Origin of the sequence: Haloimpatiens myeolchijeotgali, assembly GCF_042688525.2 — a bacterium.
Lineage (GTDB): Bacteria > Bacillota > Clostridia > Clostridiales > Clostridiaceae > Haloimpatiens.
Genome location: NZ_JBHWAB010000001.1, coordinates 1,782,256 through 1,806,860, shown reverse-complemented (window position 1 = coordinate 1,806,860; position 24,605 = coordinate 1,782,256). Strand labels below are relative to the sequence as shown.

Below are 24,605 nucleotides of genomic sequence, written 5' to 3'. Positions count from 1 at the left end.
CCACTCCTCATTATTATTAGAATAATTCAAAAGATTTTTGATACACCACATATTGTGTACTTAAGATGATTCCGTTTTATAATATTACTTAATTTTTCCTCCCTTCAGCTTGTTTCTAATAATTATTAGAGCAAATTCCATGCCAATATCTTTTTTTATGAATTTTTTATCAAAAGCACTACTATCTCTTGTTTTCTTTAAATTTATTATATTAATTTTTTCAAAAGTGGATTATATATTTTAATCCATAATCCACTTTTTTCATCCAGATAAATTTAGGAATATTAAAATAAATAACTAGCCAATATGCTAGTTATTTATTTTAATATTCCTTATTGTTTTTTATATATTCCATACCACTCAATGTTACTATACAACCTTTTCTACCTATTTTTTTATCTAAATATCCTTTATTCTTAAGATTTTCTAAAATAGCTCTCAACCTATATTCTGTAATTTCATTATCTTTATTTTGTTTATTAAATTCTTCTACCAGTTTTTCTCGACCGATACCTCTATTTTCATTAGAAAATTCACATATTATTTTAAGTATTTTCTTATCTAATGTATCTTTTTTAGTTTTCTCTTTTTTTATAAAAAATATTTCTGGAAGAGGATTTGAAGTATTTTTCATAAGTGAATAGTACTCTGCAACATTTTTAAGTTCTCTCACATTACCTCTCCATTGATGATTAAGCAAAGCTTCTTTTATATTATCCTTAATTTCTTCATATTCATTAGATAATTTTTTAAAAAGAGGTAATATATCTTCCTTTCTTTCCCTTAACGGTGGAACTTTTAAAGGAAAGACATTTAATCTATAATATAAATCTTCTCTAAAATTACCTTTATCCACTTTATCCATAAGATTTTTATTAGTGGCAGCAATTATTCTAACATCTATATCAATTACTTTATAACTTCCTATCCTCATAACCTGCCTTTCTTGAATTACCCTTAGAAGTCTTGATTGAAGTGTATATGGCATATCACCAATTTCATCTAGAAATATAGTTCCATTATTAGCTTGTTCAAATAATCCTTTTTTCCCATCGCTCCTTGCACCAGTAAAAGCTCCTTTTTCATAACCGAAAAGCTCACTCTCTAGAAGACTTTCAGGAAGTGCTGCACAATTAATAGCAACAAATGGCTGCTTTTTTCTTTTAGAACTACTATGAATAGATTGTGCTAAAAGTTCTTTCCCTGTTCCACTTTCACCATAAATCAATATTGTCTTATCCGTTGTAGCAAATCTTTTAGCTGTTGTTATACACTCATCCATTATTTTTGAATAATATATAATTTTATCAAATGTATATTTTGCTGTAAGTCCTGTAGATTTTAATTTTTCACTTACAGTTTGCTCCAGCTTCTTTATATAAGTTATATTTTTTAAAATAATAATTTTTTCCCAAACATCATTATATAAAGTAGATGTCTTAACTGATACCATTATAAATTTTTTATTTATTTCTATAATCTCATTATCAATATCTTCACTTTTGATTAAACTTAAAAATTGACTGTGAAATATATCATTAATATTTTTACTTTCTTTTAGTTTTTTATTTCCTATCATTTCTTTACACTTATCATTACAAAGTAGAATATTTCCTTTGTTGTTTACAAGTATGATACCATCATTGGATTTTTCTAAAATAGAATTAAGTCTTTCATTTTTTTTAAATAACTCTTTGTATTGCTCCTTAATCCCTTCATCCACTGTAACAATTTTACTTATATACTTCAATAATCTATAGTGAACATCTGAATCATTCATTTTGAGTTTATTTATTATAAATATAAAAGTAGACGTATCAAGACATCTTACACCAACATCAATAATATTAGTTATATAAGAAGGTACTCTTTCACTAATTCCAACTGTTACTGCATAATTAATATCTTTATATTCCTTTCCTTCTTTATATGAAACAAATTGCAAATCTCGTAATTTCAGTTTATACAGCAATGCTGTAACTTGAAGAGTTGTTTCATAATAGTCATTTACAACTAGCACTTTGCTATTACTAGGTATCTCTAATATTTTTATGGCTTTTTCTTCAAGAATAGTTCTAGATATTACTATTACATTATTCAAATTTTTTATGTTATTGATGGTTTTCTCTATTCTGTTTTCAAGCATAAAAAGTACTACATCACCATCTATTATATGATTTTTATCCATAGTATCTAAATAGCAATTCTCTATAACAACTTTGTCTTGAAATACAAATTTTAAATTTTTTTCTAATTCAATCGATAATTCACCTTCAAAATCTGTTACTATAACCACTTTTTTCAGAATAATCACTCCCACCAAACGTTGCTTTATAAAAATTTCTATAGTTATTCTTATATATAAATATTATATCAAACAATGTAATATTTTGTTGATACTCAATAAATATTATGACTAAAAAAACAGAAATCTGATACAACTACAATTATACTCTAGTTCTCCTCCATCTTGATTGAAACAACTAATATTATGCTAGATAACACAAATACCACTGAAATTTCCAGCATAATTGCATATGGTTCCCACATTCCAAGATTGATAGAAAATCCATTTAAACTGAATGGTACCTGAGAACTTGCCATAGGAATTGCATTTAGTAAATACTTCATAAACTTTGTTGAGGATGAAAAAACTTTACTTCCTATCATACAAAATACATTTAAACCAACACCTAAAGCTATAGCTGTAGTTGTTTTCTTTGTTTTAAAAGAAATGTATCCCATTAAAGTTGATATAGCCAGAATTCCGATAATTTCTGCCAATACCATAACTATAATACCTTGTCCTATAGAAAAATTACCAAAAGAAAATAAAGCAATCATCTTAAAACTGCTTTTTAATGCTTTCAAACCTACAACAGAACTAATCATTCCTACTGTTCCTAAAGCAGCAATCATTGTCAATAAAATCCCATAAAAGATTACTGGTAAAATTCTGATTATCATATCCTTTTTATAATCTTTTGTAGCACTAATAATTTCCATGCTTTCATCTTCAAAACTTTCAGAATACGTTCCTGAAGAAAAGAACGTTACTAAAAATAGAATAAAAATAAAAAGTACTTGTATATTTTCAAGTGCAGTATAATAAAGATAATATCCAGGATACTGTGTAAAGGGATTTTTCACTTTGTTTAATTTTTTGAGCGCAGATTGCTGTTGTGATGTTGGAAGTTTTCTAATTAACATCTTAAATTTACTTCTCCAACAATTATAAAACTCTTTTGCATATTTATCGGGATAATTTTCAATTTTACTATCTTCATATAAAATTCCAGGATAGTTTTTAATAAGATTCTCAATTATAAAAACTTGTGAATTATAACGTTGCTCTTCAGATTTTTCATCTCGAACTTTCCTTAATGCTAAAAGAAGATTCTCTTCTTTAATCTTTCCCTCATATACAGCTTCTTCCTGTAATCTAGGCGCAATATCCTTTTGATCATTTACTATAATAAAATTTAATCCTATGGTTATAATCAAAGTAGCTAGCATAGAAAACAGTACATATTTTGTAAATAATCTACGTTTCAATTCATAAATAAACAAATCCATTATTGAACCTCCTCTACCTTTGAAAGATAGAAGTCATTTAAATTAGGTTTCACTAGCTTGCTGTTCTCCAATGGTGATTTAGCAATATATCGAATGGTCACTAATCCATTTCCTTCATTACGAAAATTCATAATGGGATATTGCTGTTCTATACTATGCATTTTTACCTCTTGTACAACTGTTTCAAAAACCATACCATCAATAGAATTTATTAGTGTATGACTTTCTCCTGATTCAATAATTTTTCCTTTTTCCATCAATATAAGATAATTTGCAATAAATTCTATATCAGATACAATATGAGTGGAAAGAATAACAATCTTTTCCTTGCTTATCGTTGTTAAATATTGACGAAATTTTCTTCTTTCTTCTATATCCAAACCTGCCGTGGGCTCATCAACAATTAATATATCTGGATTATTGAGCATAGCCTGGCAAATGCCTACCCTTCTTTTCATCCCGCCAGATAACTTATCTATTTTTTTACGCTTTACATCTGATAAATTAAATTGTTCTAACAAATCTGTAATATGTTTATTTCTTGTGGCTTTGTCAATACACTTTAGTGAACCTATATAATGTAGAAAATCTTCCACACTTTGATTCTTGTCATATCCAAAATGCTGAGGTAAATATCCTATTCTTCCTAAATATTCTCCTCCTAAACTAGAAATTGTATTACCATCAAAATAGATTTTTCCTTGGCTAGGCTTCAAATTTCCTACCATCATCCTCATTAATGTGGTTTTTCCAGCACCATTTGGTCCTAAAAGTCCCCATATACCTGGTGTAAAATTTAACTCAACATCTTTTACAGCCTTTAAATCTTTAAATTCTTTTGTCACTTTTTCAATTCTTAATTCCATTTTGAAACCTCCTAAAAATAAATAAACCTTTGTCCTATCACTAGTTTATCAATGATTGGACAAAGGTTTATTTATGCTTTATATAAATTTTATAAAGATTTTATAAAGATTTTGGTAACTGAATACTAAATGTTGTGTGACCATTTACACTTTTTGCTTTTAATGTTCCACCATGACGTTCCACAAGTCCTTTTGCAATAGCAAGTCCCAATCCTGCACCGGATGATTGACTTCTTGCCTTATCTCTGCGGTAGAACTTTTGAAATATTAATTTGAGTTCTTGATCAGATATAATATCACCATCATTTTCTACAGTTATAATGGTTATTTTCTCATCTTCTTTACCTGTAATTTTAATAGTGGATTCCTTATTACTATAGCTAATAGCATTTTTAATCAAATTATTCAAAACTCTTGCCAAAAAGTTACCATCACCATATATTCTAAAATTTGGTGATACATCTAAATTTATTTGTAACTTTTTCGGTATGAGCAGCGGATAAAGCTCGTCTGTTATCTGTTGTAAGAAAAATTCTCCATCCATTTCTGTTTTCTTTAAAGGAATTTCTTGAAGATTAAATCTTGTAATATCAAAAAATTGATTAGTTAACTCCTCTAAATGATAAGCCTTATCCAAAACTTTTTTTAAATAATCTTTCCGAATTTCTTGTGGAACTTCAGACTCTTCCAAAATATTCAGATATCCAATAATACTGGTTAACGGCGTTTTTAAGTCATGCGCCAAATATGTAACCAAATCATCTTTCTTTTGAATTTCTATTTGCTTTTCTTGTTCTATCTTTACTTTTTCGTTTAAAATTGATTTAATCTCTACATCAATGGGCTTTAACTCTTGAACTTCAACAGGATTTTTTTCATCTTTAAACTGACATAGTCTTTCCTCTATTTGAGCTACTACTTTCTTTTTTTCACGATTTCTAGATATTTTAGAAGCTAAATAAATACTTATTTCCACTGTTAAAAAAAACATTACTGCCATAAATGTTAATATTCCTCTTAATCTATCCCATCTGAAATTTCCTCTTACTGCATGATGTCCATTATATAGAATTACTTCTTCTCTATCTTCAAGTATTGTTCTTACAAAGTATTCTGCCACACTGCCTTCTAAATATGAATCAATAAACAACACTATGAGTATAAAAGCTATAAATGCAATAATATAATAATTCCATTTCCATTTTTTATGCTTCAATGATGTAACCCACCCCCCATACTGTTTTAATATATTCTGGTTTTTCAGGAGAATCTCCCATTTTTTCTCTTAAATTTCGTATATGAACAGTAATAGTATTAGTTGATTTAGAGTAATACTCATTCTCCCAAATCAAATGAAACAATTCCTCTCCACTTAAAACTTCTCCCCTTCTCTGCAATAAAACTTCTAAGATTTTAAATTCAGTAGGAGTAAGCTTAATCTCTTTTTCATTAATAATTACTTGTTTGCTTTTTTTATTTAAAATTAGTCCTTTATGATAAATCTTATCTGTATCAATTGCATTTTCATCATATTCTTTACAACGTCTCAATTGCGCCTTCACCCTTGCAACCACTTCTAAAGGATTAAATGGCTTTGTAATATAATCATCCGCACCATAACTTAGACCTAATATTTTGTCTTGATCTGCATTTTTAGCTGTAACCATGATAATAGGATAATGGTATTTTTTACGAATACTTTTACATATACTTAATCCATCAGTATCCGGAAGCATTAAATCTAAAATAATAAGATCTGGTTGTTTAGTCAATTGCTTCATTGCTTCAGCACCATTTTCTGCTTCCCGAACCTCGTAAGATTCTCCTTCAAGATAAATTTTTAAAATCTTTCTTATATCAGCATCATCTTCAATAATCAATATTTTATCCATTGTATCCCCCACTTCTATAGCTCAAATATTAACCAAATTTTTTATTTGAATCCTATTTTTGCATGTATTATTATAGCATTTTTTGAACAATACCTCAAAAATGTTTTTTTAATCATATTACATTTGTTAAACCATTCCTAGTTTTATTTATGAAATATCTTCTGTATTTACTGTAAGATTATACTTTTCTAATTTTCTATATAAACTTATTCTTGGTATTTTTAATTTTCTAGATATTAACGATTTGTTGTTATTATATTTTACTAACATGTCCTTTAAAATATCTCTTTCTAAAGAATTTAAATATTCTCCTAATCCTATATCTTCTATTTTATACTTTTCATTATAGTTTGATTTATAAATATAGTCTGGCAAATCCTTCTCATTTATTAGTTTTTCTTCTGTATTCACACATATTTTTCCTATAATATTTTTCAACTCTCTTATATTACCAGGCCATTCGTAATTAATAAAATTCTGCATAGCTTTATCTGAAAAAGATCTAAAAATCCCAGATTTTTTGTAGAAATCTCTTAGAAATCGTTCTGTTAGTAGAGGTATATCGTCTTTTCTTTCTCTTAAAGGTGGTATTTCTAAAGATAATACATTAAGCCTATAATATAAATCGTCTCTAAATTTACCTTCCTTCACCATATTTTTAAGGTTCCTATTAGTAGCACTAAACACTCTAACATCTATAGGAATATTTCTATCTCCTCCTACTCGTACTATTTCTTTTTCCTGAATGACTCTTAAAAGTTTTGCTTGCATATACAAAGGCATTTCTCCAATTTCATCAAGGAAAATACTTCCATTATTAGCTAATTCGAATTTTCCTATATTTCCCCCTTTTTTAGCTCCTGTAAAAGCACCTTTTTCATAACCGAACAATTCTGACTCTATTAAGTTCTCTGGTATAGCAGAACAGTTTATAGTTATAAAGGGATTATTTTTTCTTTCACTCGCATTATGTATGGCATGTACAAATAGTTCTTTACCAACTCCACTTTCCCCTGATACTAAAACATTAAGATCTACCTTAGAGAATTTCTTAACTTGATCTTTACATTTTTCAATTTTATCACTTACTCCAATTATGTCACTAACATAATATTTAGCCATATTAAATTTATTAACATAGTTTTTATATAAACTAAGTTCTCTATTTATAACATCAAACTTTTCTACTAATTTTTTCACTTCTGCAATTTCCCCAAAAACAATCATGCCAAAGCCACCAACTACTTCTCCTTTATTATTCAATATAGGAATTCTATGGACAATAGCCTTCTTACCATTAGGAAATTGGTGACATATAGCTATATCTGCTTTACCCTTTTTCAAGTTTTCTAAAAATTTTGAAGTGGCATTAATATCTGTAACTATTTTGCCCACCATATCTTCCCTAGGTATTTGCAAAAAATCGGCAAAAGCGTTGTTTATATAAAGCATTCTTCCATCCTTATCTAAAAAATCTATAGTTACAGGCATATTATCAAAGGTTTTATGACAAAACTCTAAGAATTCTTCAGACTTTATAAAATCATCCACAATATCACACTCCATTATTATTCAATATACTCAACTTTTAAAAATAAAAAATATCCGCTGCGGCAAATGATATCTTGCTCTGAAACATTTCCCTTCGCTAGGCAGTATTTTTACTGCGCAAATTAAATCAATATACTAATTATACTAAATATATAAATAAAGGCACATATTGCATAAGAACATTTTTATACAAATACATGCTTTTTTACCTATATAAAATAGATATTATAAAAGGAGCTGTTGCATTAAGAAATCTGCATACAATATATTGCAGTATTTACTCTTAGTACAACAGCCCCTTTTTGAAAACTATCTTGTAACTTCTATATTTTTTACAACAGATATTTTGCTTAAATATAAAGTAAATATTATAGCTAAAACTAGTCCAATAATTCCTGCATACCATATAATATTATAACTATTTGTTATATCATAGACATATCCACCTAGATATATAGCTACTGCACCACCTAAAGAACCAAAAGTAGCCATAACACCATTTACAGTTCCAAGGCTTCTTCTACCAAAAGTATCCGCAGCTAAAGCACTAAATAAACCATAACATCCAGTATAGGATAAACCCGCTATTATAACAAATGTATAAGTTAAACCTATTGACCTAGCATTTATTAATAATACTCCACCTATTATTTGTAATGCTAATGCTATAATAATAGCCTTCTTTCTACCTATATAGTCAGAAATTGCAGGCCACATTAACATAGAAATAACGTTTAAAAACATAGTAGCTGCCAAAGCATTCGTAGCACTTTCCCTAGTTAATCCGTTATTAATAAGATGTGGTACTTGATGCACAGCTTGTGCCCATCCATTACCCGCCATAAAGAAATATCCTAAAAATAAAGTCCAAGCTTTTGGTGATTTAAATAATTTTCCTAATGTCCAATCCTCTTCATCTTCATAACTAATACTATTTCCTGAATTATTCACAGGTACTGCTTCTTCTCCATCTGGTTGTAATCCAATATCCTCTGGTGTGTTTTTCATTAATAATATAGAGGGTATTATTACAAGTCCCCAGGCTAATACAGCCATAATTTTGAAAGTTCCTCTCCAACCTAAGCTATTTAACCAATTTTTAGATAATACAGTAAATATAGCTGCTCCTAAAGGAGATGCTACCAAGGCTAAAGATAATGCTCTTCCTCTCTTTTTTACAAACCATCTTCCTACAGCTGTAGGACCTGGTACCATACCCATACAAGTTCCTGCAACTCCTAATAATATTCCATAACATAGATAAAATTGTATAGGTGTTTTAATTATAGTCAATAAATAATAGGCAAGTCCTGTTAACGCTCCTCCTATTACTAAAATATTTTTAACTCCTATCTTATCCATAAATCTACCTGCAAAAGGTACAACTAAAGCATATATAAACATATTAGCAGATAAAGCCCCTGCTACTTGAGCTCTTGTCCATCCTAAATCTTTTAACATAGATAATTGAATAACTCCAAAAGCTCCCTTAGTTCCATAGGTTATACCTACAGAAAGAAAAGCTACTAATACAATCCACCAACCATAAAAAAATTTGCTTTTATTTTCCACGGTAATTCCCCCTCTCCTTTAATAATTACGAATTCAACTTTCTCAGGACAAAAATATAATTTCCCGCAGCGATTGTTTTTCACCTGCGAAAGTTGAGTTACCAAATATAATTTTTCTTTGCCTCAAATCTTAACTTATCCCTAAAATCTGGATGAGCTATATTTATAAGTGCTTCTACTCTATCTTTAACAGATAATCCTCTAAGCCAAGCTACACCATTTTCAGTAACTACATAATCCACATCATTTCTTGATAAACTTACTATAGAACCTTGTTTCAAAAATGGACTAATCTTAGAAATAGTCTTTCTACTTCCATCTTTATCCTTAATTTCTGTAGTAGAATGCATAGCTATAATGGACTTTCCTCCCTTTGACTTTTGAGAACCTATTACAGTATCTGCTTGACCACCAGTACCTGTATATTGTATACTTCCTATAGATTCAGAACAGCATTGACCTGTTAAATCTATTTCTAAAGATGCATTTATAGATACAAATTTATTATTGTGTCCTATTACATAAGGATCATTTACCCAAGAACCAGATTTAAATAATACACTTGGATTATCATCTAAAAAATCATATAATTTTTTATTTCCAAAAGCAAAAGCACATACAGATCTTTCATTAAAAAATCCCTTTTGAGAATTATCTACTGCTCCACATTCAATAAGATCTACCATAGATTCTGTAAACATTTCTGTATGAATACCTAAATGTTTTTTGCTTCTTAACTCTGCAGCTACTGCATTAGGGATATTACCAACACCTAATTGTATAGTTGAACCATCTTCTACTAAATCTGCTATATAACGACCTATTTTTCTGTCTACTTCTGTATAAGGTGCTAAGTTTATTTCTGGAACTTTTCTATTACTCTCAACTATTACCTCTACGTCTTTTACATTAATTAGATTATCGCCAAAAGTTCTTGGATAATTAGGATTTACTTCACAGAAAATCAAAGCACCATTATCTATAAGTTCTTTTTCGTAAATATTACTAATGGATAAAGATAAATATCCATGTTTATCCATAGGTGAACATGTGCAAAATACTATTTTTCTTCTTCCTTGTATAGCGGATAGCTTTTTCCATACAGCTATATGAGCATGTTGTGGTGTAAATGTAGCATTACCATTTCTTTGAGCTTTTCTTAAAGCTGAAGTAAAAAACCAACTATTTACAAATATATTTTCTTTATATATAGGATTATTTGTAAACTCATAATTTCCTATGGGTAAACAATTTTGTAATTCTACATTTTTTGTTCCATATTTCTTTAATAAATGAAGTTTTTCTAACAAAGGCATAGGTTCTGCTCCAGCCTGAGCTACGAAAATAACATCATTATCCCTTATTAACTTTAGTAATTCCTCCACACTTTTAACCTTATCTTTGTAAATACTTTTATAATCTGTCATTTTAATTACCCCTCCAAACTTAATTATTGTACTATTTATTACGTTTACATATATAGCAACTAGCGTGCCAAAATAAAAAAAGGTGGTAAAAAGCTCTTATTAAAGCCTTTTACCACCTTTTTTTATATTTTATAATATTACAAAAGTGTATCAAAAATATACAACTATATACCTAGTTTTTATAAGAACTCTTCAACTACCTATATCATGGGTATGTATCAATTATATACAGTTGTTGTTTCTTACTGATACACATTTTTCTATTTAATTACCATCTATCATAATGTATTCTTGTTTTATCAAATCTATTTACTGCTTCTCTTTGCTCATCTGGATATCCAATAGGAATTATTGATAGAGGAATCACACTTTTGGGTAGATTTAGAAGATCTTTTAAAGCATCTACTCTATCTTTTAATGGATAAACCCCTAGCCATACAGCACCTAAACCCTTACCTTCAACTGCTAGCAATATGTTTTCTACGGCAGCAGAGCAATCCTGTACCCAAAAACCTTTAAACAATTCTTTTGATTTATCTCCACAAACTACAATTGCAACATCTGTATTTAATAACATTTTTGAGTATGGATGTACTTCTGTTATCTTTTTCATGATCGCTTTATCTCTTAAAACTATAAACTCCCATGGTTGTTCATTTCCAGCTGAAGGCGCCTGCATTCCTGCTCTTAGTAATTCTTCAACAATCTCTTCGCTTACCTTTATATCCTTATACTTTCTTATGCTTTTTCTATTTAATATTTCAACCATTGATCCATCCTCCTAATTGATATTTTTTATACGTCATGTTATTATTATAAAAAATTAGTTTATATACAACAAGTACGCACTATTTTGTATCATAGTACCCAAAAGGATACTGTAGAAAGGATGAAAACTATGAGTTCTAATTGTAATACTTTTGAATTTAAGAATAAAAATTATGCATGTACCTTTGAAATTACAATAGATTTAATCGGAGGAAAGTGGAAGCCTATTATTATTTGGCATCTGGGTTCCAAAGGAACTCAACGATTTAGTCATTTAAAAAGACTGATTCCTAGAATAACTCAAAAAATGCTTACACAGCAGCTGCGAGAATTAGAAGCAGATAATCTAGTGATTAGAAAAGTTTACCCTCAAGTTCCTCCAAAGGTTGAATATTCATTATCAGAATTAGGAAAAACTTTAATGCCTATTCTTAGTATGATGTGCGATTGGGGACATGATTATTATAAACTCAACTTTCGCAGGTAAAAAAACACCGCTACGGGAAATGATATCTTGCTTAGAAACCTTTCACTTCAGTAACAAGTTCTAAGCTTTACTCATATTGAAAAAAGATTTTTTAATTAATATTCCGTAGGAATCAGTAATTAAAAAATAACTTTGTCCAAATTCGTAAAGCTAAGAACTTGTAAACTTTGTTCAAATGTTTCTTACGCAATATATCATTTCCCTTCGCTAAACAGTATTTTTTTACTACAAAAGTTCAATTATAAATTATACTTAAGTACTGCCCTGAAATTTTATCACAAAAAAATAGGATAAGAGACGATAATTAACCGTCGTCTCTCATACAATACTGTACGTATCGTTTCTTAATCTATCCATAGATTTCTTAGATATAATTCTTAAATACACATTTTAACGTATATTAAATTCATTAACTATGCTATCCAATTTTCCAGCTAACTTCTCAAGCTCTTGGGATGTTTTCAATACATTTTCAAATACACTAGATTCAGATGTAATTGAAGATGAGATTTCTTCTGTTGCTGCTGCTGATTCTTGTGAAATAGATGATATTTCTTCAATTGATGACAAAATTTCTTCTTTATCTGTATCAATTCTTTGAACATTTTCAAAAACTTTCTCAATTTGTTCAACAGTTTTTGCTAATATTGCATCTATCTTATCAAAAATCATCGTAGTATTTTCCAATACTTCATTGGTATCATCATTAATTACTTTAGCTGAATCCATTGTTCCTTTTGTTAAAGAAATACCATTATCTATATCACTAACTATTTTTGATATTTCTATAGTGGAATTAGATGTTTGTTCGGAAAGCTTTCTAATCTCATCCGCCACAACAGAAAATCCTCTACCATGTTCTCCCGCTCTAGCAGCCTCAATAGCTGCATTTAAAGCTAAAAGATTAGTTTGTTCTGCTATAGCTCCTATAGTTTTAACTATATCATTGATTTGATTTGATTGATTAGATAATTTATCGACATTATTTCCAACCTCAACTATCATATTATTATTTTCACTAAATTTATTTTGTAAGTCATTAATTGATTCAAGACATTCTTGATTAGCCATTATTGTTTCGCTTGAATATTGTTCCATTAATTTTGTGCTTGCAACAACATCTTCAATTTTTTCAGCAAATATATTAAGTTTATTTGTTCCTTTCTGAGCACTTTCTGCCTGTTCTACTGACCCTGCAGCAAGTTGATCTACAGTTTTTGATATTTCATCTATAGATGCAGATGCTTCTCCAATAGAATTCATTAGTTCTTTTGAATATGTAAAAACTTCTTTTGAATTACCCGCTAGGTCACATACTATATTTCTAAGTACTTTTCTCATCTTAGCAATAGCTCGTACCATAGTTCCTGTTTCATCCTTAAATTTCAACATATTGTCATACTCTGAATTATTTGATAAATCAAGATCAGTTGTAACATCTATAAGCCCTGTTAATCTTTCAATAGGTTTTGATATATATTTGCCAATAACTAAAGCTATAAAAATACATATAACTACTGCTGCAATTCCAACTAATATCAAACTATTTCTTAAATTGTTCAAATCTTTAAATACTTCATCATCATTAATTGAATCATACAATATCCATACTATAAAGTCTTTATTTTCTAACATAAAAATTATAAGGCTTTTTTCCCACTAGTTTTATAAAATATTTAATTTAATAATCTCCAATACTATTAACATCAAAATACAAATGGAGATGTTTAATATGGCATTAATTTGGATTTTACTATCTATTTTTCTAATAATATTAATCTTAATAGCTGTAGTTCCACTTAAAATTATGTTTAATTCAGATAAAAATCTTGATTTTCATATTCTAGTAACTTGGTTAAACCCATTATTTAAAGCAAATATACAGAATAAAAATACTATCATTTTTCTATCAATATATTTATTTAATAAAAAAATATCATCAAAACCTATAAAAGCAAAAAACAAAAAAACAAAAAAATTAAATAATAAAAATAAATTATATTATTTACAACAAATTAAACCCTATTATCTTAATATTGACACTTCTTATGGATTTAGAGATCCCTCAACAACAGGAATACTATATGGAATAATAAATTCACTTACAGAATTAATAGATTTAAGAAATATACAAAACAATCCAAATTTCGTTACAGAAAATGATTATTTTAATGTTAATGGGATTATAAAACTTAATATTGCTTCAACAATTATAAAGTTATTGTCATCATATATAAAATCATATAGAATTGCTTATCAAAAATAAAAATGCTTATATTAATTTATTAATATAATAAAAAAACTAAAGGAGGAATAACTATGCAAGATACTCAAAATCTCGATACCTTATTCACAGATTTACAAAACTTTGTAAAAACAGAGTCTGTTATGGGTACTCCTGTTAATGTAGCTAATAAAACTTTAGTTCCTGTTCTATCAGTTTCACTAGGTTATGGAAGTGGAACAACTAAAAAAGTCCCTGTTACTACAAATGAAGGAGCTGGAGTTGGTTTAGGAGCTAAAATATCAACTAATTCTGTTGTAGTTATTGATAAAGATTCTGTTTCTATGCTTCCAGTAAATCAACAAGGTAATGCTAATAATACATCAAATAATAATGTCATGGGTGACTTAGTAAATAAACTCCCTGAAATGATAAATAATTTTAAACAAGGCAATCAACAACAAAATATGGGCCAAAATCAACCGCAAAATATGGCTCAAAATCAACAACAAAATCAACAACAAAATCAAAATCAAGCTCAATCAGAAAATAAGGCTCAAAATCAACAAAAGCAAACAAAATAAACTATTAAATATTATTTTATCTTTTTAACTTCCTTAAAAATTAAAAAACTAGCTAGGTAATCGTATTATAATACAAATACCTAGCTATTTTAAATTCAATAACTATTGTTTTCTTGTTTATCTAATTTTCTTATATAGCAACTTTTCGATTTCTAGATTTTAAACAACACATATACATCGCTACTGTATCATATCTAGCATCATGAAAAGTTACCTTATCACATTTAAATAATTCTCTTGTTTTATCTAAAACTTCAGCAGGATTAATATTATAAAATTCCATTACCTCTTCTACTCTAGGATTTTTATACCCTTTTCCTCGTTTAGCTGGAATTTTTAAAATATCCTTAAAATACTCCATAGTGCAAAAATAATTTTTAGCACCTAAATCTTTATTTAATCTATTAAATTCTGCTTCAACAAATTTTCTATCAAATTTAACATTATGTGCAATAAAAACAGCACCCTTCATATCATTATTTATTTCACTAAATGAATTTTCAAATCTCTTGCCCTTAGACAAAACTGTTAATTTCTCAATACTAAACCCATGAACCCGTTGTGCTTGTATTCCCATAGTTTCTACTGTAAAAAAATAATTTTTTACTCCAACTAGTTTTTTATTTTCCTCGATTATATAGGTAAGTTGAGCTATTTGACCAGGTGCAAATCCTGTAGTTTCTGTATCTAAAAAAATGCTTTTCATAATAAACTCCTTTATATAACTATTCTCTTTATAAATAATAGCATATATTACTATAAAAATTAAGCCATTCCTGCGAATGGCTTAATACTATATTTTATATAGGTTTAGTCAACGGTAATTTATCTTCATTTCCACCTTCAATTTTATATGGAATATCTACAAAGCCATCATCATTATCATCTGGTTCTGTCCAAGTATCCCAATAGTTTCCACCATATGGTTTTTCAATATTAAATGCATTATATCCATCAAAATCTCCAGCATGATTAAAGTTCTTAATAAAATTATTATTGTATATTTTATTAAAACTACATTTTGAAATATATATACCATAATTTGAATTATTATTTATATCATTTCTCTCAAGTTTGTTATAATGCGAATATACCAAATATAATCCATTATTATTATCAAAAATTTCATTATTAATTATTTGATTGTTAATACATTCATTGTATGAATATATTCCATTATTAATATTTGAATTAATTCGATTTTCTAATATCTTATTATCACAAGAATAGTACAATGTTATACCATATCTATTATTACATATTTTATTATTTTTAACTTTATTTGAATTTGAACTATAAAATCTAATTCCTGAATATCTATTATTATCAATTATATTATTTTGAATTTTACTGTTAGTAGAAAAGTATACTTCCACTCCATCATATTGATTTCCCAAAATATAATTATTCAAAACTGCACTTTCTATACAAAAATATAATTTTATTGCATAGTAAACACTATTAGATGTTATATTACTTTCAACTTTAATATTGGAACAATGAGTTAACCAAACCGAACTATATCTATTTGAATTTAATTTATTATCTATTATCTCTATATTATGACTATCAGCTAGCCAAATTCCATCATCATTATTGTTATTCAATCCATTATCATTTATTTTAGTATAATGACAATTTGAAAGCCAAATTCCATCATTTGAATTTGAAGATATAGTATTTTGTCTTAAATCGTTATAATAACAATTAAATAAATAAACTCCATCATTTGTATTATAATTTATATCATTATCTTTTATTTGTATATTAAAACACCTTTGTCCAAAAATTGCATTTGTAAAATGTGATATTTTAAATCTTGTTATAGTTACATTTTGTTTTTCATTGATAAAAATTCCATTTCCATAATCTGAACCTATTAATTCATTATTATTTCCATCTACTATAACATTATCTACATCAATTTCTATAGTATCATAAACTTTCTCTTTAATAGTTGCAAGTCTAGTTTCAGGATTCCAACTTCCAATAGATTCATCGCTCCACCCATCTTCTGTTAAATATATTGTGGAAGTATCAGTTTGAATAAATATTAAATGTGTTTTTGATAAATCTAATTTAAAACTATACATGCCTTCATTATCTGTGATAAATTCAATATGATTATGATAATTATCTTCATACATATGATATTTAGTTAAAGCAGAAAGTCCACTGATAGAAATTACTGTTTCTGTAATTTCTAAATTTGAATTATCTATATTCATAATAATCATATTTTTAACTATATTTAAAAAAAGTTTAATTGTTTGACTACTATTGATTGTCAAATCTTTAAATTCAAATTGTTTACCAATTTGATTCATTACTTTTTTATCTACTTCAAAATTTTGAGCAGGTATTTCTTCTATACTACTCATATAATATTACTTCCCTTCATATTATAAACATAATTGTAATTTTAAAATCTCTTACACTATTATAATATGATAAAGACATTTTTTAGTTTCATAGCTTTTTTTAATCACTTATGGTAATTGATTTAATTTATTGTACCATCTCAAACGAAAATTCCTCAAACCCAAGTTTGAGGAATTATAACTGTATTATTCTTATAAAATAACTTTTTCAATTTCTATTATTTAAAAAGATTTCTTTCTTCTAATTCACTTTTTATCATATTAAAAATAGTATCATTGTTTCCTATACTGTTAATATATTTAATAAATTTTCTATTCGCACTAGGTAATGATATTTTAAATATTTGAAGAAAATTTGTTTCAAAATTATCTTCCTTTAGTGAACCATAAAATATTTTAAATTTCTCTATACCATACATTGTAATAAGATATTCTATAAATGACCCTGCAATAGGATACGTAATTAAATCACTGTATTTATAAAAAATTTCATTAATTATTAATTCTTGTATATTTACATACATATTATTATCAATAAAAAATTTTACCCAAATGTAATTAGGTATTTTCAAGGACACTTTGTCAAAAAACATTGCTACTCCTTCTCTTATAAATGTTTGAGGAGGTATTGCTACATTATATGATATTATATGTGCATCTTCATGAAACCCAATGCATTTAATTTTATCATTATATACAGCATATATTTCATTTGGTTTTCTCGCAAAACCGTTGCACGGCTCATTGTCTCCATACAATTCACCAACTTCTATAGAAGATTCACATAGATAGTATTTAATTTTAATATTCATTTTTACATTTAAACAATTACAAATAAAATCATAACAAGTTTCCTGCAAACTAATTATTTTTTTTATTTCCTTTTCCGCAATAGAACCTGTATGATAATTAAAAATATAATTATCGCTTTCCTTTGTAATCCAATCCATAATTTATCCCCTCCATATAGCAAATGTCTATTTTTTACTATTTTGTCATACTTCATTATAACATTTTCCCCACAGCAACTGTCTTTACCTGCAAAAGTTGAATTTAAAATTTAAGATTCTTTCGTAATATATTTTCAACTAATTCAAGATAGCAGCCTTCATATGAAAATGTATTATATGCTAGCATAGTTGCAAGTCCATGTACCATTGACCACATAGCAATTATATCTTGATTATATTCTTCTTTTTTCACATTTATACTTTTTAAAAAATCAAGTGCACAATTTTCAAATACATTAAATGCATTATCTTCTCTGCTTTCAAGTTCAGTTTCTTCTATAACTGTTATAGATTCATTTTTTGTTAAAAAAGCAAATTTCAAATAATCTGGATTTTCCACCATAAACCAAACATATTGCTTTCCAAGTTCTATAATTCTTTCATATGGATCATCTTTATACTTTTCTGCCACTTCATTTAAAGAATCTTTAAAGTTATTAAACACATACTCTGATATTGCATTAATAAGTTCTTCTTTATTTTTAAAATGCTTGTATGGTGCAGCATGACTCACATTACACAAACTTGCCACTTTTCTAATTGAAAATTTTTCTGCACCCACTTCATTAAATAATTTTAGTCCATTTTTTATAAGACTTTCCTTCAAATCACCATGATGATATTTATCTTTTTGCATTTAAAACCCTCTTTTCAAAAATCTAGCTAATATTTAATAATATAATATCACAGTATGTTGACACTGTAAACATATCATGATATTATACTATTATGTTGACACTGTAAACTTAATGCTATTACAACCAATGTTTACACTTAAAACATTAGTTTATTATTAATATAAACCCCAATATGAATATAAATGTAAAGGAGGATTTCCATGTTATTAGTTCATGATTTAAGTGTTGAAGATTCAAGTGAATTTATATCATTACTACCACCTAACTCTAAAGTATTTTCAAAAGAAATAGATAATATTAAACCCTGTTTAGGCTGCTTTAATTGTTGGGTTAAAACTCCTGGTAAATGTATTATAGAAGATGCTTACACTGAAATGCCTAAATATATTTTAGAAAATGGTACATTTGTAATTATCACTGAAATAAAATACGGATGCTACAGTTCTTATGTAAAAAATGTTATTGATAGGTCTATAGGAATTCTTCTACCTTTTTTTCAAACTGTTAATGGTGAACTTCATCATCTTCCACGTTATTATAAACATCTTAAACTCATAGTTTTAGGATACGGAAAAGATGTTACTCCTGATGAAGAAGAAACCTTTAAAGAATTAGTTAAAGGGAATGCTATCAACTTATGTGTTCATGAATATGAAACTTATATAATTAAAGATATATCAGAAGCTAAAACAATATTAAAAAATCTATAGAAAGTAGGTTATTTTTATGATTAATTTATGTATTATAAATGGAAGCCCTAGGAAAGAAAGAAGTAACTCTAGCTATCTTGTACGTGAATTAACAAAACTATTAGATACTGATATTGAAATAAAAGAATACTTTGTAGGCAATCTTTTGAAAAATAAAAATTTATTAAATGAAATTCTATCCTTTGATAAAATTATTTTTACATCTCCTTTATATGCAGATTGTTTTCCAAGTATTATGCTGGAATTTATGGCTACTTTTGAAGATTTCATTAAAGAAAAAAATAATACAAGAATTGGTATGTACGGATTAGTCAATTGTGGTTTTTTAGAAGGAACTCAAAATAGAACAGCCCTTAATATTTTGAAAAACTACTCCAAAAGAATAAACTTTAATTGGCGTTTTGGTATAGGTATAGGTGGTGGTGAATTTATGGGAGGTTCTAAAAATATGCCGATAAATTCTCGTATGAAAAGACCTATATATACCGCTTTCTTATCTCTAAAAAAAGATATTGAAAATGAGTCAACTACTCCTATGAATAATATACTTGTAAGTCCAAAGATGCCTAAGTTTTTATTTAAAACTGCTGCAAATATGGGGTGGAAATCCATGGCTAAAAAAAATAATCTAAAACCGAAGGATCTTTATAAAAGAATTTATTAGTACTTATATGTTTTTTCAAAGGGGTATTACACAACTAACTTAACAGTTAGCTGCGTAATACCTATTGAATAAAATTTCATATATGTTTTCTGCATTAAATATTTATTCTTCTTATAATCGTATTTTATCTCTAATATCATGATTTTTTTATATCCCAAGTAATGTTATAACTTCCTTTGTGTTTCCCTCCAACTTTTATTTTATAAGTAGCATCTTTATTTATTTCAATTGTTTTATTGATCTGTTCCTTTGGATTTTCTACCTTAAATAACTCATTATCATTTTCATCTACAAAAGTTATTTTTAAATTTCCTTCTTCTGTAGTTACATTAATATTTAAATTTAATTCATCACCTTTTTTTAATTTTATGGAAGTAAATTTATAACCTTCAAAATCTGAATAAGACATCTTCATACTATTGTTTGTATTACTTTCATCAGAACTTTTAGTTTTATAACTTCCACCAGAACATCCAACTAAAAATATTAATACCAATAAACTAATCATTGGTATTATAATTTTAGTTTTTAAACTTTTAAACATAGATACATCAACCCCTTTTCTAAAAAATTTTCCCTTAACTTATTATATGACCTTACTTGCCTTGTTTAACAATTTTACAGGCATTTCATTATCTAACCTAAAGGTGAAACTTATGGGTCTATCCCCTCTATGGCTTATATAATTTGCAGTACCTAAAAAATAATAACTACTTGTTATACCATTCACTTTATTGTATTCACGTACAAACAACAAAATCTTATTACCCGTTTTTCTATGATTTATATACCTTTGACCAGTTTGTGATTCTACTGATGTTGTACTTTGTGATTGCCAATGGAATAGATTCTCACTAATAGCATAGTCCTCATACATAGTAGATGGAGAGTAATCTCTTTCACTTTTATTTAACGTGATAAAAAATGCGTCAATTTTTTCTTTCTTAAAATATTTAACTCCCTCTCTTTGAGATGGCTTTTTATTCTCTGTATAATATCCTAAAGCCGACAGTATCTCATCTCTACTATATTGACAGTGTAATTCAAGTGGAGAAGGTATTCCTAAATTCACTTTCTTTTCTAGAAAATCAATTTTCTCTTTATTGATTTTTAATATTTGTAACATTTCTTCATACATTTCTTTATTTTCTTTGATAGCTAAAATACTTTTTTTCAAAGTATTAAACCCTAAATCTGATGGTACTTTTACCCAAACTGTATAGTGAAACATCAAAAGCATTCTTTTTTCTTCTTCATTAAAAGATTCTACTTCTATAGTTTCTATATTTTCTAATACATTAATAATAAAGTTAATCCAAGTCATAGAATTTATATGTAATAATCTTGAAAATGCTTTTGTAAGTTCCTTTTCATTTAGATTTTGAAAATCTTCTTTCACTCCTGCTTCAACACATAATCTATTAAAACTAAACCTCTTATAAATATCTTCTAAACTCAAATTATAATAATCTATAAAATTGTTTATATTTAATTCTTCAGTACATACATTAGCAAAATTCCTTATCTTACTCTTTAAAGTATTTTTATTAATTAATGATTTCTTAAGATTATTCAGAATATACTCTTGAGCTACTTTTTCAAGGTAAATATGACATCCCTTAGGTAAATTCGGAAACTCATTTTTTATTTCTTTATCTGTTGAATCTTTTGTTTTACCAATTAATGCCCTAAATTTCTGTTCAAAGTTATAATTAGCATGTGCCTGACCAACAAAGTCTAATACTGTTAGACACTCTTTATTGTCACTTAATCTTAATCCTCTTCCTAACTGCTGTAAAAATACTGTAAGTGATTCCGTTGGTCTTAAAAATAAAACTGTATTTACCTCTGGAATATCTACACCTTCATTATATAAGTCTACAACAAAGATAAACTTTATTTCACCTTTAACAAGTTTGTGCTTTGCTTTATTTCTTTCTTGAATTGACGACTCACTATTTAGAGATATAGATTTCATACCAATATGGTTAAAATAGTCACTCATAAAATCAGCATGTTTCTTACTTACACAAAAGCCTAACCCCTTCACCTTATTGATATCATTTACATACTTACCTATATTCCTTACCACAAGCTCAGCTCTTTGATTATTTTTCGTATAAACCTTCTCTAAATCTTCTTTTAAGTAACCACCTCTGCTCCATTTCAGATTACTTAAATCTTCACAATCAGCAACTCCAAAATAATGAAATGGACACAATAATTTTTTATTTATAGCTTCACCAAGTCTTATTTCAGCTGCTATCTTATTATCAAAATATTCTAAAACACTTTTTTCATCCATTCTCTCTGGTGTAGCTGTTAATCCTAGTAAAACTTTAGGTTTATAATAGTTTAATAAATCCTGATAACTTGATGCAGCTGCATGATGAAATTCATCTATTATAATAAAATCATAAAAGTCTTCAGAAGTATTCTTTATAAACTCTTTAGAATTAAATGATTGTATAGATATAAATAAATGATCTATTTTTTCAGGTGTATGTTCTCCAACACATAAATCACCAAAATTATAGTCTTTTAAAATTGCTCTAAAACATTCTCTACTTTGCTCTAAAATTTCTTTTCTATGAGCTACAAACAACAATTTCGCTTGTTTATTTGTATCTTCCTCACAAAACCTCTTATAATCAAAAGCAGATATAACAGTTTTTCCTGTCCCTGTTGCTGCTACTACTAAATTTTTATATCTATTATGTACCTTTCTTTCTACTTGAAGTTTATCTAAAATTTCCTTTTGATAAAAATATGGCTTTATATCAAAATTAAATCTTTTAATTCCCACTTCTTTATCTTGCCTTATATATTCCAGTGAAGTTTTTAAAGCAATTTTACTTTCTTCCTCTTGAGGATTAAATGTATAAAACTCTCTATCATTCCAATAAGCATCAAAGGTAGCAGTAAATTTTGCTAAAATATCCTTTGAAGTTTGTTCTGATAATTTCATATTCCATTCAAGTCCACTACTCATAGCAGGATTCGAAATATTAGAAGAACCAATATACGCAGTTGAAAAACCACTTTCTCTATGGAAATAATATGCCTTAGCATGAAGCCTTGTCCTCTTTGTATCATAAGATATTTTAACTTCAGTATTAGGAAGATTAGCTAAAAACTCTATAGCTTTATATTCTGTGGCACCCATATAAGAAGTAGTTATGATTCTAATCTTTTTGGTTTCAGTAAATTCTTTAAGTTCATCCATAATCATTCTAATTCCGCTCCATCTAATAAAAGAAACCAAAATATCTATCCTATCCGCACTACGTATTTCTTTTCTAAATTCACTTCCCAAGTCTGGCTCATTTTTAGCTCCTGTAAAAAGAGAGTTTTCACCTAAAGGTGTTATTGGTCTATATTCCGGCTCAGTAAATTTAGGTGGCTTAATATTATTAATTTTATCACTTATAGAAAATAACATTTCCCCATTCAAATCCACTTTATAATCCTCTAAACTATCCTCATTAGTATAATTTTTCATAAGTTCAACTAACTTATTACATAAATCAATCTGTGCTAATAGTGTTTCCTCTTCATTTCTACCCTTTTTTAAATAACTCAATGCTTTTTTAATAACTGAACGTAAATATTGAGCAAACACACCTCCACCTTCAGCCTTATCAATAGGTTTTTTATCAATAAATTTATGATTTTCACCTAACTCATTTATTTTATTTTCTATTAATTCATTAATAACTTGCTCATATAATCCATTTTTGAGCTCCATAAAAACACCTTTCATTCATAGCTTTAATTGTCTTTTTTAACTTTTCCATATCTAATTTATTATTTTTCTTAATTAAAGGTAAAAATCCTTTTTTTCCTATACTATTTTTTCTAAATTCATCTATTATTTGTTTATCTACTATTGTAGGCTTAAGACTTGTTTTATTTTTTAATATTATATTTCTATAATCTGAAAATCTATTTCCTACAATTTGCATTTCCTTCCCTTCTATTATATCTATCTTACCTATAGCTATTATATTTTCTGGTATTAATTCAAATGTTTCTGCTACCAACTTGTCTATTTGATTTTCGTTTCTATATATTTCTATCATTTGCTCTAATATTTCAAAAACTTCTTTTACTTTTTCATGATCTAATCCTTCTGCTGCTCTTAATTCAGATAAAATTTCCCATGCATAATATTCATACCAATTTAATAGTTCCTTATCCGCTATAATTCCGTTATTATTCATAATTTATTACTCCTTCAGAACAACATTTGACTT

22 protein-coding genes are annotated in these 24,605 nt (G+C 27.3%); 5 read left to right on the top strand and 17 right to left on the bottom strand.

The window, feature by feature from the left end; translation table 11 throughout:
- Positions 1-322: 322 nt before the first annotated feature.
- The 9 genes from ACFIJ5_RS08115 to ACFIJ5_RS08075 form a co-directional block, all read right to left on the bottom strand.
- Positions 323-2,296 carry a sigma 54-interacting transcriptional regulator gene (locus tag ACFIJ5_RS08115; RefSeq protein ID WP_379805872.1) on the bottom strand — a complete coding sequence of 658 codons (1,974 nt, stop codon included), beginning with the start codon at positions 2,294-2,296 and terminating at the stop codon, positions 323-325.
- A gap of 158 nt (positions 2,297-2,454) precedes the next feature.
- Positions 2,455-3,576: a hypothetical protein gene (locus ACFIJ5_RS08110; protein WP_379805870.1), complete on the bottom strand. Its 1,122-nt coding sequence runs from the start codon at positions 3,574-3,576 to the stop codon at positions 2,455-2,457.
- Entirely contained in the window at positions 3,576-4,442 is an 867-nt protein-coding gene (locus ACFIJ5_RS08105) for an ATP-binding cassette domain-containing protein (RefSeq protein ID WP_379805868.1), read from the bottom strand. Before ACFIJ5_RS08105 ends, ACFIJ5_RS08110 begins: the two co-directional genes overlap by 1 nt.
- 100 nt (positions 4,443-4,542) lie before the next feature.
- Positions 4,543-5,658: a sensor histidine kinase gene (locus ACFIJ5_RS08100; RefSeq protein ID WP_379805866.1), complete on the bottom strand. Its 1,116-nt coding sequence runs from the start codon at positions 5,656-5,658 to the stop codon at positions 4,543-4,545.
- A complete protein-coding gene (locus tag ACFIJ5_RS08095; protein WP_379805864.1) occupies positions 5,648-6,334 on the bottom strand; it encodes a response regulator transcription factor in 687 nt (228 codons plus the stop codon). Before ACFIJ5_RS08095 ends, ACFIJ5_RS08100 begins: the two co-directional genes overlap by 11 nt.
- A 147-nt stretch (positions 6,335-6,481) precedes the next feature.
- The gene (locus tag ACFIJ5_RS08090; protein ID WP_379805862.1) at positions 6,482-7,885 is read right to left on the bottom strand and encodes a sigma-54 interaction domain-containing protein; all 1,404 of its coding nucleotides are present in this window, start codon (positions 7,883-7,885) and stop codon (positions 6,482-6,484) included.
- Positions 7,886-8,194: 309 nt separating this feature from the next.
- Positions 8,195-9,457, bottom strand: coding sequence for an MFS transporter (locus ACFIJ5_RS08085; RefSeq protein ID WP_379805860.1), 1,263 nt, complete (start codon positions 9,455-9,457; stop codon positions 8,195-8,197).
- A 97-nt stretch (positions 9,458-9,554) separates the two neighbouring features.
- Positions 9,555-10,883, bottom strand: coding sequence for an acetyl-CoA hydrolase/transferase family protein (locus tag ACFIJ5_RS08080; RefSeq protein WP_379805858.1), 1,329 nt, complete (start codon positions 10,881-10,883; stop codon positions 9,555-9,557).
- A gap of 268 nt (positions 10,884-11,151) precedes the next feature.
- Positions 11,152-11,652 (bottom strand): nitroreductase family protein, encoded by a 501-nt coding sequence (locus ACFIJ5_RS08075; RefSeq protein WP_379805856.1) that lies wholly within the window; start codon positions 11,650-11,652, stop codon positions 11,152-11,154.
- A gap of 129 nt (positions 11,653-11,781) precedes the next feature.
- On the opposite strand from ACFIJ5_RS08075, the gene ACFIJ5_RS08070 reads away from it, so the two are divergent.
- Positions 11,782-12,138, top strand: a complete 357-nt coding sequence (locus tag ACFIJ5_RS08070; RefSeq protein ID WP_379805854.1) for a winged helix-turn-helix transcriptional regulator — start codon at positions 11,782-11,784, stop codon at positions 12,136-12,138.
- Positions 12,139-12,528: 390 nt separating this feature from the next.
- Here the strand turns inward: ACFIJ5_RS08070 and ACFIJ5_RS08065 are convergent, their stop codons facing one another.
- Positions 12,529-13,773: a methyl-accepting chemotaxis protein gene (locus ACFIJ5_RS08065; protein ID WP_379805852.1), complete on the bottom strand. Its 1,245-nt coding sequence runs from the start codon at positions 13,771-13,773 to the stop codon at positions 12,529-12,531.
- Positions 13,774-13,870: 97 nt separating this feature from the next.
- Between ACFIJ5_RS08065 and ACFIJ5_RS08060 the strand changes: the two genes are divergently transcribed.
- Both ACFIJ5_RS08060 and ACFIJ5_RS08055 read left to right on the top strand, forming a co-directional pair.
- Positions 13,871-14,404 (top strand): DUF2953 domain-containing protein, encoded by a 534-nt coding sequence (locus ACFIJ5_RS08060; RefSeq protein ID WP_379805850.1) that lies wholly within the window; start codon positions 13,871-13,873, stop codon positions 14,402-14,404.
- 53 nt (positions 14,405-14,457) lie between these two features.
- Positions 14,458-14,946, top strand: a complete 489-nt coding sequence (locus tag ACFIJ5_RS08055; protein ID WP_379805848.1) for a GerW family sporulation protein — start codon at positions 14,458-14,460, stop codon at positions 14,944-14,946.
- Between the two features lie 130 nt (positions 14,947-15,076).
- On the opposite strand, the gene ACFIJ5_RS08050 is transcribed toward ACFIJ5_RS08055, so the two are convergent.
- The 4 genes from ACFIJ5_RS08050 to ACFIJ5_RS08035 all read right to left on the bottom strand — a co-directional run bounded on the left by ACFIJ5_RS08050 (position 15,077) and on the right by ACFIJ5_RS08035 (position 18,974).
- Positions 15,077-15,652, bottom strand: coding sequence for a 3'-5' exonuclease (locus tag ACFIJ5_RS08050; protein WP_379805846.1), 576 nt, complete (start codon positions 15,650-15,652; stop codon positions 15,077-15,079).
- A gap of 94 nt (positions 15,653-15,746) precedes the next feature.
- On the bottom strand, positions 15,747-17,327 hold the full coding sequence (locus tag ACFIJ5_RS08045) for a NosD domain-containing protein (protein WP_379805844.1): 1,581 nt from the start codon (positions 17,325-17,327) through the stop codon (positions 15,747-15,749).
- Between the two features lie 218 nt (positions 17,328-17,545).
- Positions 17,546-18,277, bottom strand: a complete 732-nt coding sequence (locus ACFIJ5_RS08040; RefSeq protein ID WP_379805842.1) for a hypothetical protein — start codon at positions 18,275-18,277, stop codon at positions 17,546-17,548.
- A gap of 103 nt (positions 18,278-18,380) precedes the next feature.
- Complete coding sequence (locus ACFIJ5_RS08035; RefSeq protein ID WP_379805840.1) at positions 18,381-18,974, bottom strand: TetR/AcrR family transcriptional regulator; 594 nt, start codon at positions 18,972-18,974, stop codon at positions 18,381-18,383.
- 201 nt (positions 18,975-19,175) lie between these two features.
- Between ACFIJ5_RS08035 and ACFIJ5_RS08030 the strand changes: the two genes are divergently transcribed.
- Together ACFIJ5_RS08030 and ACFIJ5_RS08025 are read left to right on the top strand one after the other, a co-directional pair.
- Complete coding sequence (locus ACFIJ5_RS08030; protein ID WP_379805838.1) at positions 19,176-19,685, top strand: flavodoxin family protein; 510 nt, start codon at positions 19,176-19,178, stop codon at positions 19,683-19,685.
- A 16-nt stretch (positions 19,686-19,701) separates the two neighbouring features.
- Positions 19,702-20,349 carry a flavodoxin gene (locus ACFIJ5_RS08025; protein WP_379805836.1) on the top strand — a complete coding sequence of 216 codons (648 nt, stop codon included), beginning with the start codon at positions 19,702-19,704 and terminating at the stop codon, positions 20,347-20,349.
- A gap of 136 nt (positions 20,350-20,485) precedes the next feature.
- Here the strand turns inward: ACFIJ5_RS08025 and ACFIJ5_RS08020 are convergent, their stop codons facing one another.
- From ACFIJ5_RS08020 to ACFIJ5_RS08010, 3 genes are read right to left on the bottom strand one after another with little or no spacing between them, the layout of a single operon-like run.
- Positions 20,486-20,893 carry a hypothetical protein gene (locus ACFIJ5_RS08020; protein ID WP_379805834.1) on the bottom strand — a complete coding sequence of 136 codons (408 nt, stop codon included), beginning with the start codon at positions 20,891-20,893 and terminating at the stop codon, positions 20,486-20,488.
- A 42-nt stretch (positions 20,894-20,935) separates the two neighbouring features.
- On the bottom strand, positions 20,936-24,112 hold the full coding sequence (locus tag ACFIJ5_RS08015; protein ID WP_379805832.1) for a DEAD/DEAH box helicase: 3,177 nt from the start codon (positions 24,110-24,112) through the stop codon (positions 20,936-20,938).
- Positions 24,072-24,572 carry a hypothetical protein gene (locus tag ACFIJ5_RS08010; protein WP_379805830.1) on the bottom strand — a complete coding sequence of 167 codons (501 nt, stop codon included), beginning with the start codon at positions 24,570-24,572 and terminating at the stop codon, positions 24,072-24,074. The genes ACFIJ5_RS08015 and ACFIJ5_RS08010 overlap by 41 nt, the downstream gene beginning before the upstream one ends.
- Between the last annotated feature and the right edge of the window lie 33 nt (positions 24,573-24,605).

Coding starts and splice junctions, on each gene's coding strand:
- ACFIJ5_RS08040 (WP_379805842.1), bottom strand. CDS start 18,277: ATGGATTGGATTACAAAGGAAAGCGATAATTATATTTTTAATTATCAT.
- ACFIJ5_RS08065 (WP_379805852.1), bottom strand. CDS start 13,773: ATGTTAGAAAATAAAGACTTTATAGTATGGATATTGTATGATTCAATT.
- ACFIJ5_RS08110 (WP_379805870.1), bottom strand. CDS start 3,576: ATGGATTTGTTTATTTATGAATTGAAACGTAGATTATTTACAAAATAT.
- ACFIJ5_RS08095 (WP_379805864.1), bottom strand. CDS start 6,334: ATGGATAAAATATTGATTATTGAAGATGATGCTGATATAAGAAAGATT.
- ACFIJ5_RS08030 (WP_379805838.1), top strand. CDS start 19,176: ATGTTATTAGTTCATGATTTAAGTGTTGAAGATTCAAGTGAATTTATA.
- ACFIJ5_RS08035 (WP_379805840.1), bottom strand. CDS start 18,974: ATGCAAAAAGATAAATATCATCATGGTGATTTGAAGGAAAGTCTTATA.
- ACFIJ5_RS08075 (WP_379805856.1), bottom strand. CDS start 11,652: ATGGTTGAAATATTAAATAGAAAAAGCATAAGAAAGTATAAGGATATA.
- ACFIJ5_RS08015 (WP_379805832.1), bottom strand. CDS start 24,112: ATGAAAGGTGTTTTTATGGAGCTCAAAAATGGATTATATGAGCAAGTT.
- ACFIJ5_RS08025 (WP_379805836.1), top strand. CDS start 19,702: ATGATTAATTTATGTATTATAAATGGAAGCCCTAGGAAAGAAAGAAGT.
- ACFIJ5_RS08050 (WP_379805846.1), bottom strand. CDS start 15,652: ATGAAAAGCATTTTTTTAGATACAGAAACTACAGGATTTGCACCTGGT.
- ACFIJ5_RS08020 (WP_379805834.1), bottom strand. CDS start 20,893: ATGTTTAAAAGTTTAAAAACTAAAATTATAATACCAATGATTAGTTTA.
- ACFIJ5_RS08055 (WP_379805848.1), top strand. CDS start 14,458: ATGCAAGATACTCAAAATCTCGATACCTTATTCACAGATTTACAAAAC.
- ACFIJ5_RS08070 (WP_379805854.1), top strand. CDS start 11,782: ATGAGTTCTAATTGTAATACTTTTGAATTTAAGAATAAAAATTATGCA.
- ACFIJ5_RS08010 (WP_379805830.1), bottom strand. CDS start 24,572: ATGAATAATAACGGAATTATAGCGGATAAGGAACTATTAAATTGGTAT.
- ACFIJ5_RS08080 (WP_379805858.1), bottom strand. CDS start 10,883: ATGACAGATTATAAAAGTATTTACAAAGATAAGGTTAAAAGTGTGGAG.
- ACFIJ5_RS08105 (WP_379805868.1), bottom strand. CDS start 4,442: ATGGAATTAAGAATTGAAAAAGTGACAAAAGAATTTAAAGATTTAAAG.
- ACFIJ5_RS08060 (WP_379805850.1), top strand. CDS start 13,871: ATGGCATTAATTTGGATTTTACTATCTATTTTTCTAATAATATTAATC.
- ACFIJ5_RS08045 (WP_379805844.1), bottom strand. CDS start 17,327: ATGAGTAGTATAGAAGAAATACCTGCTCAAAATTTTGAAGTAGATAAA.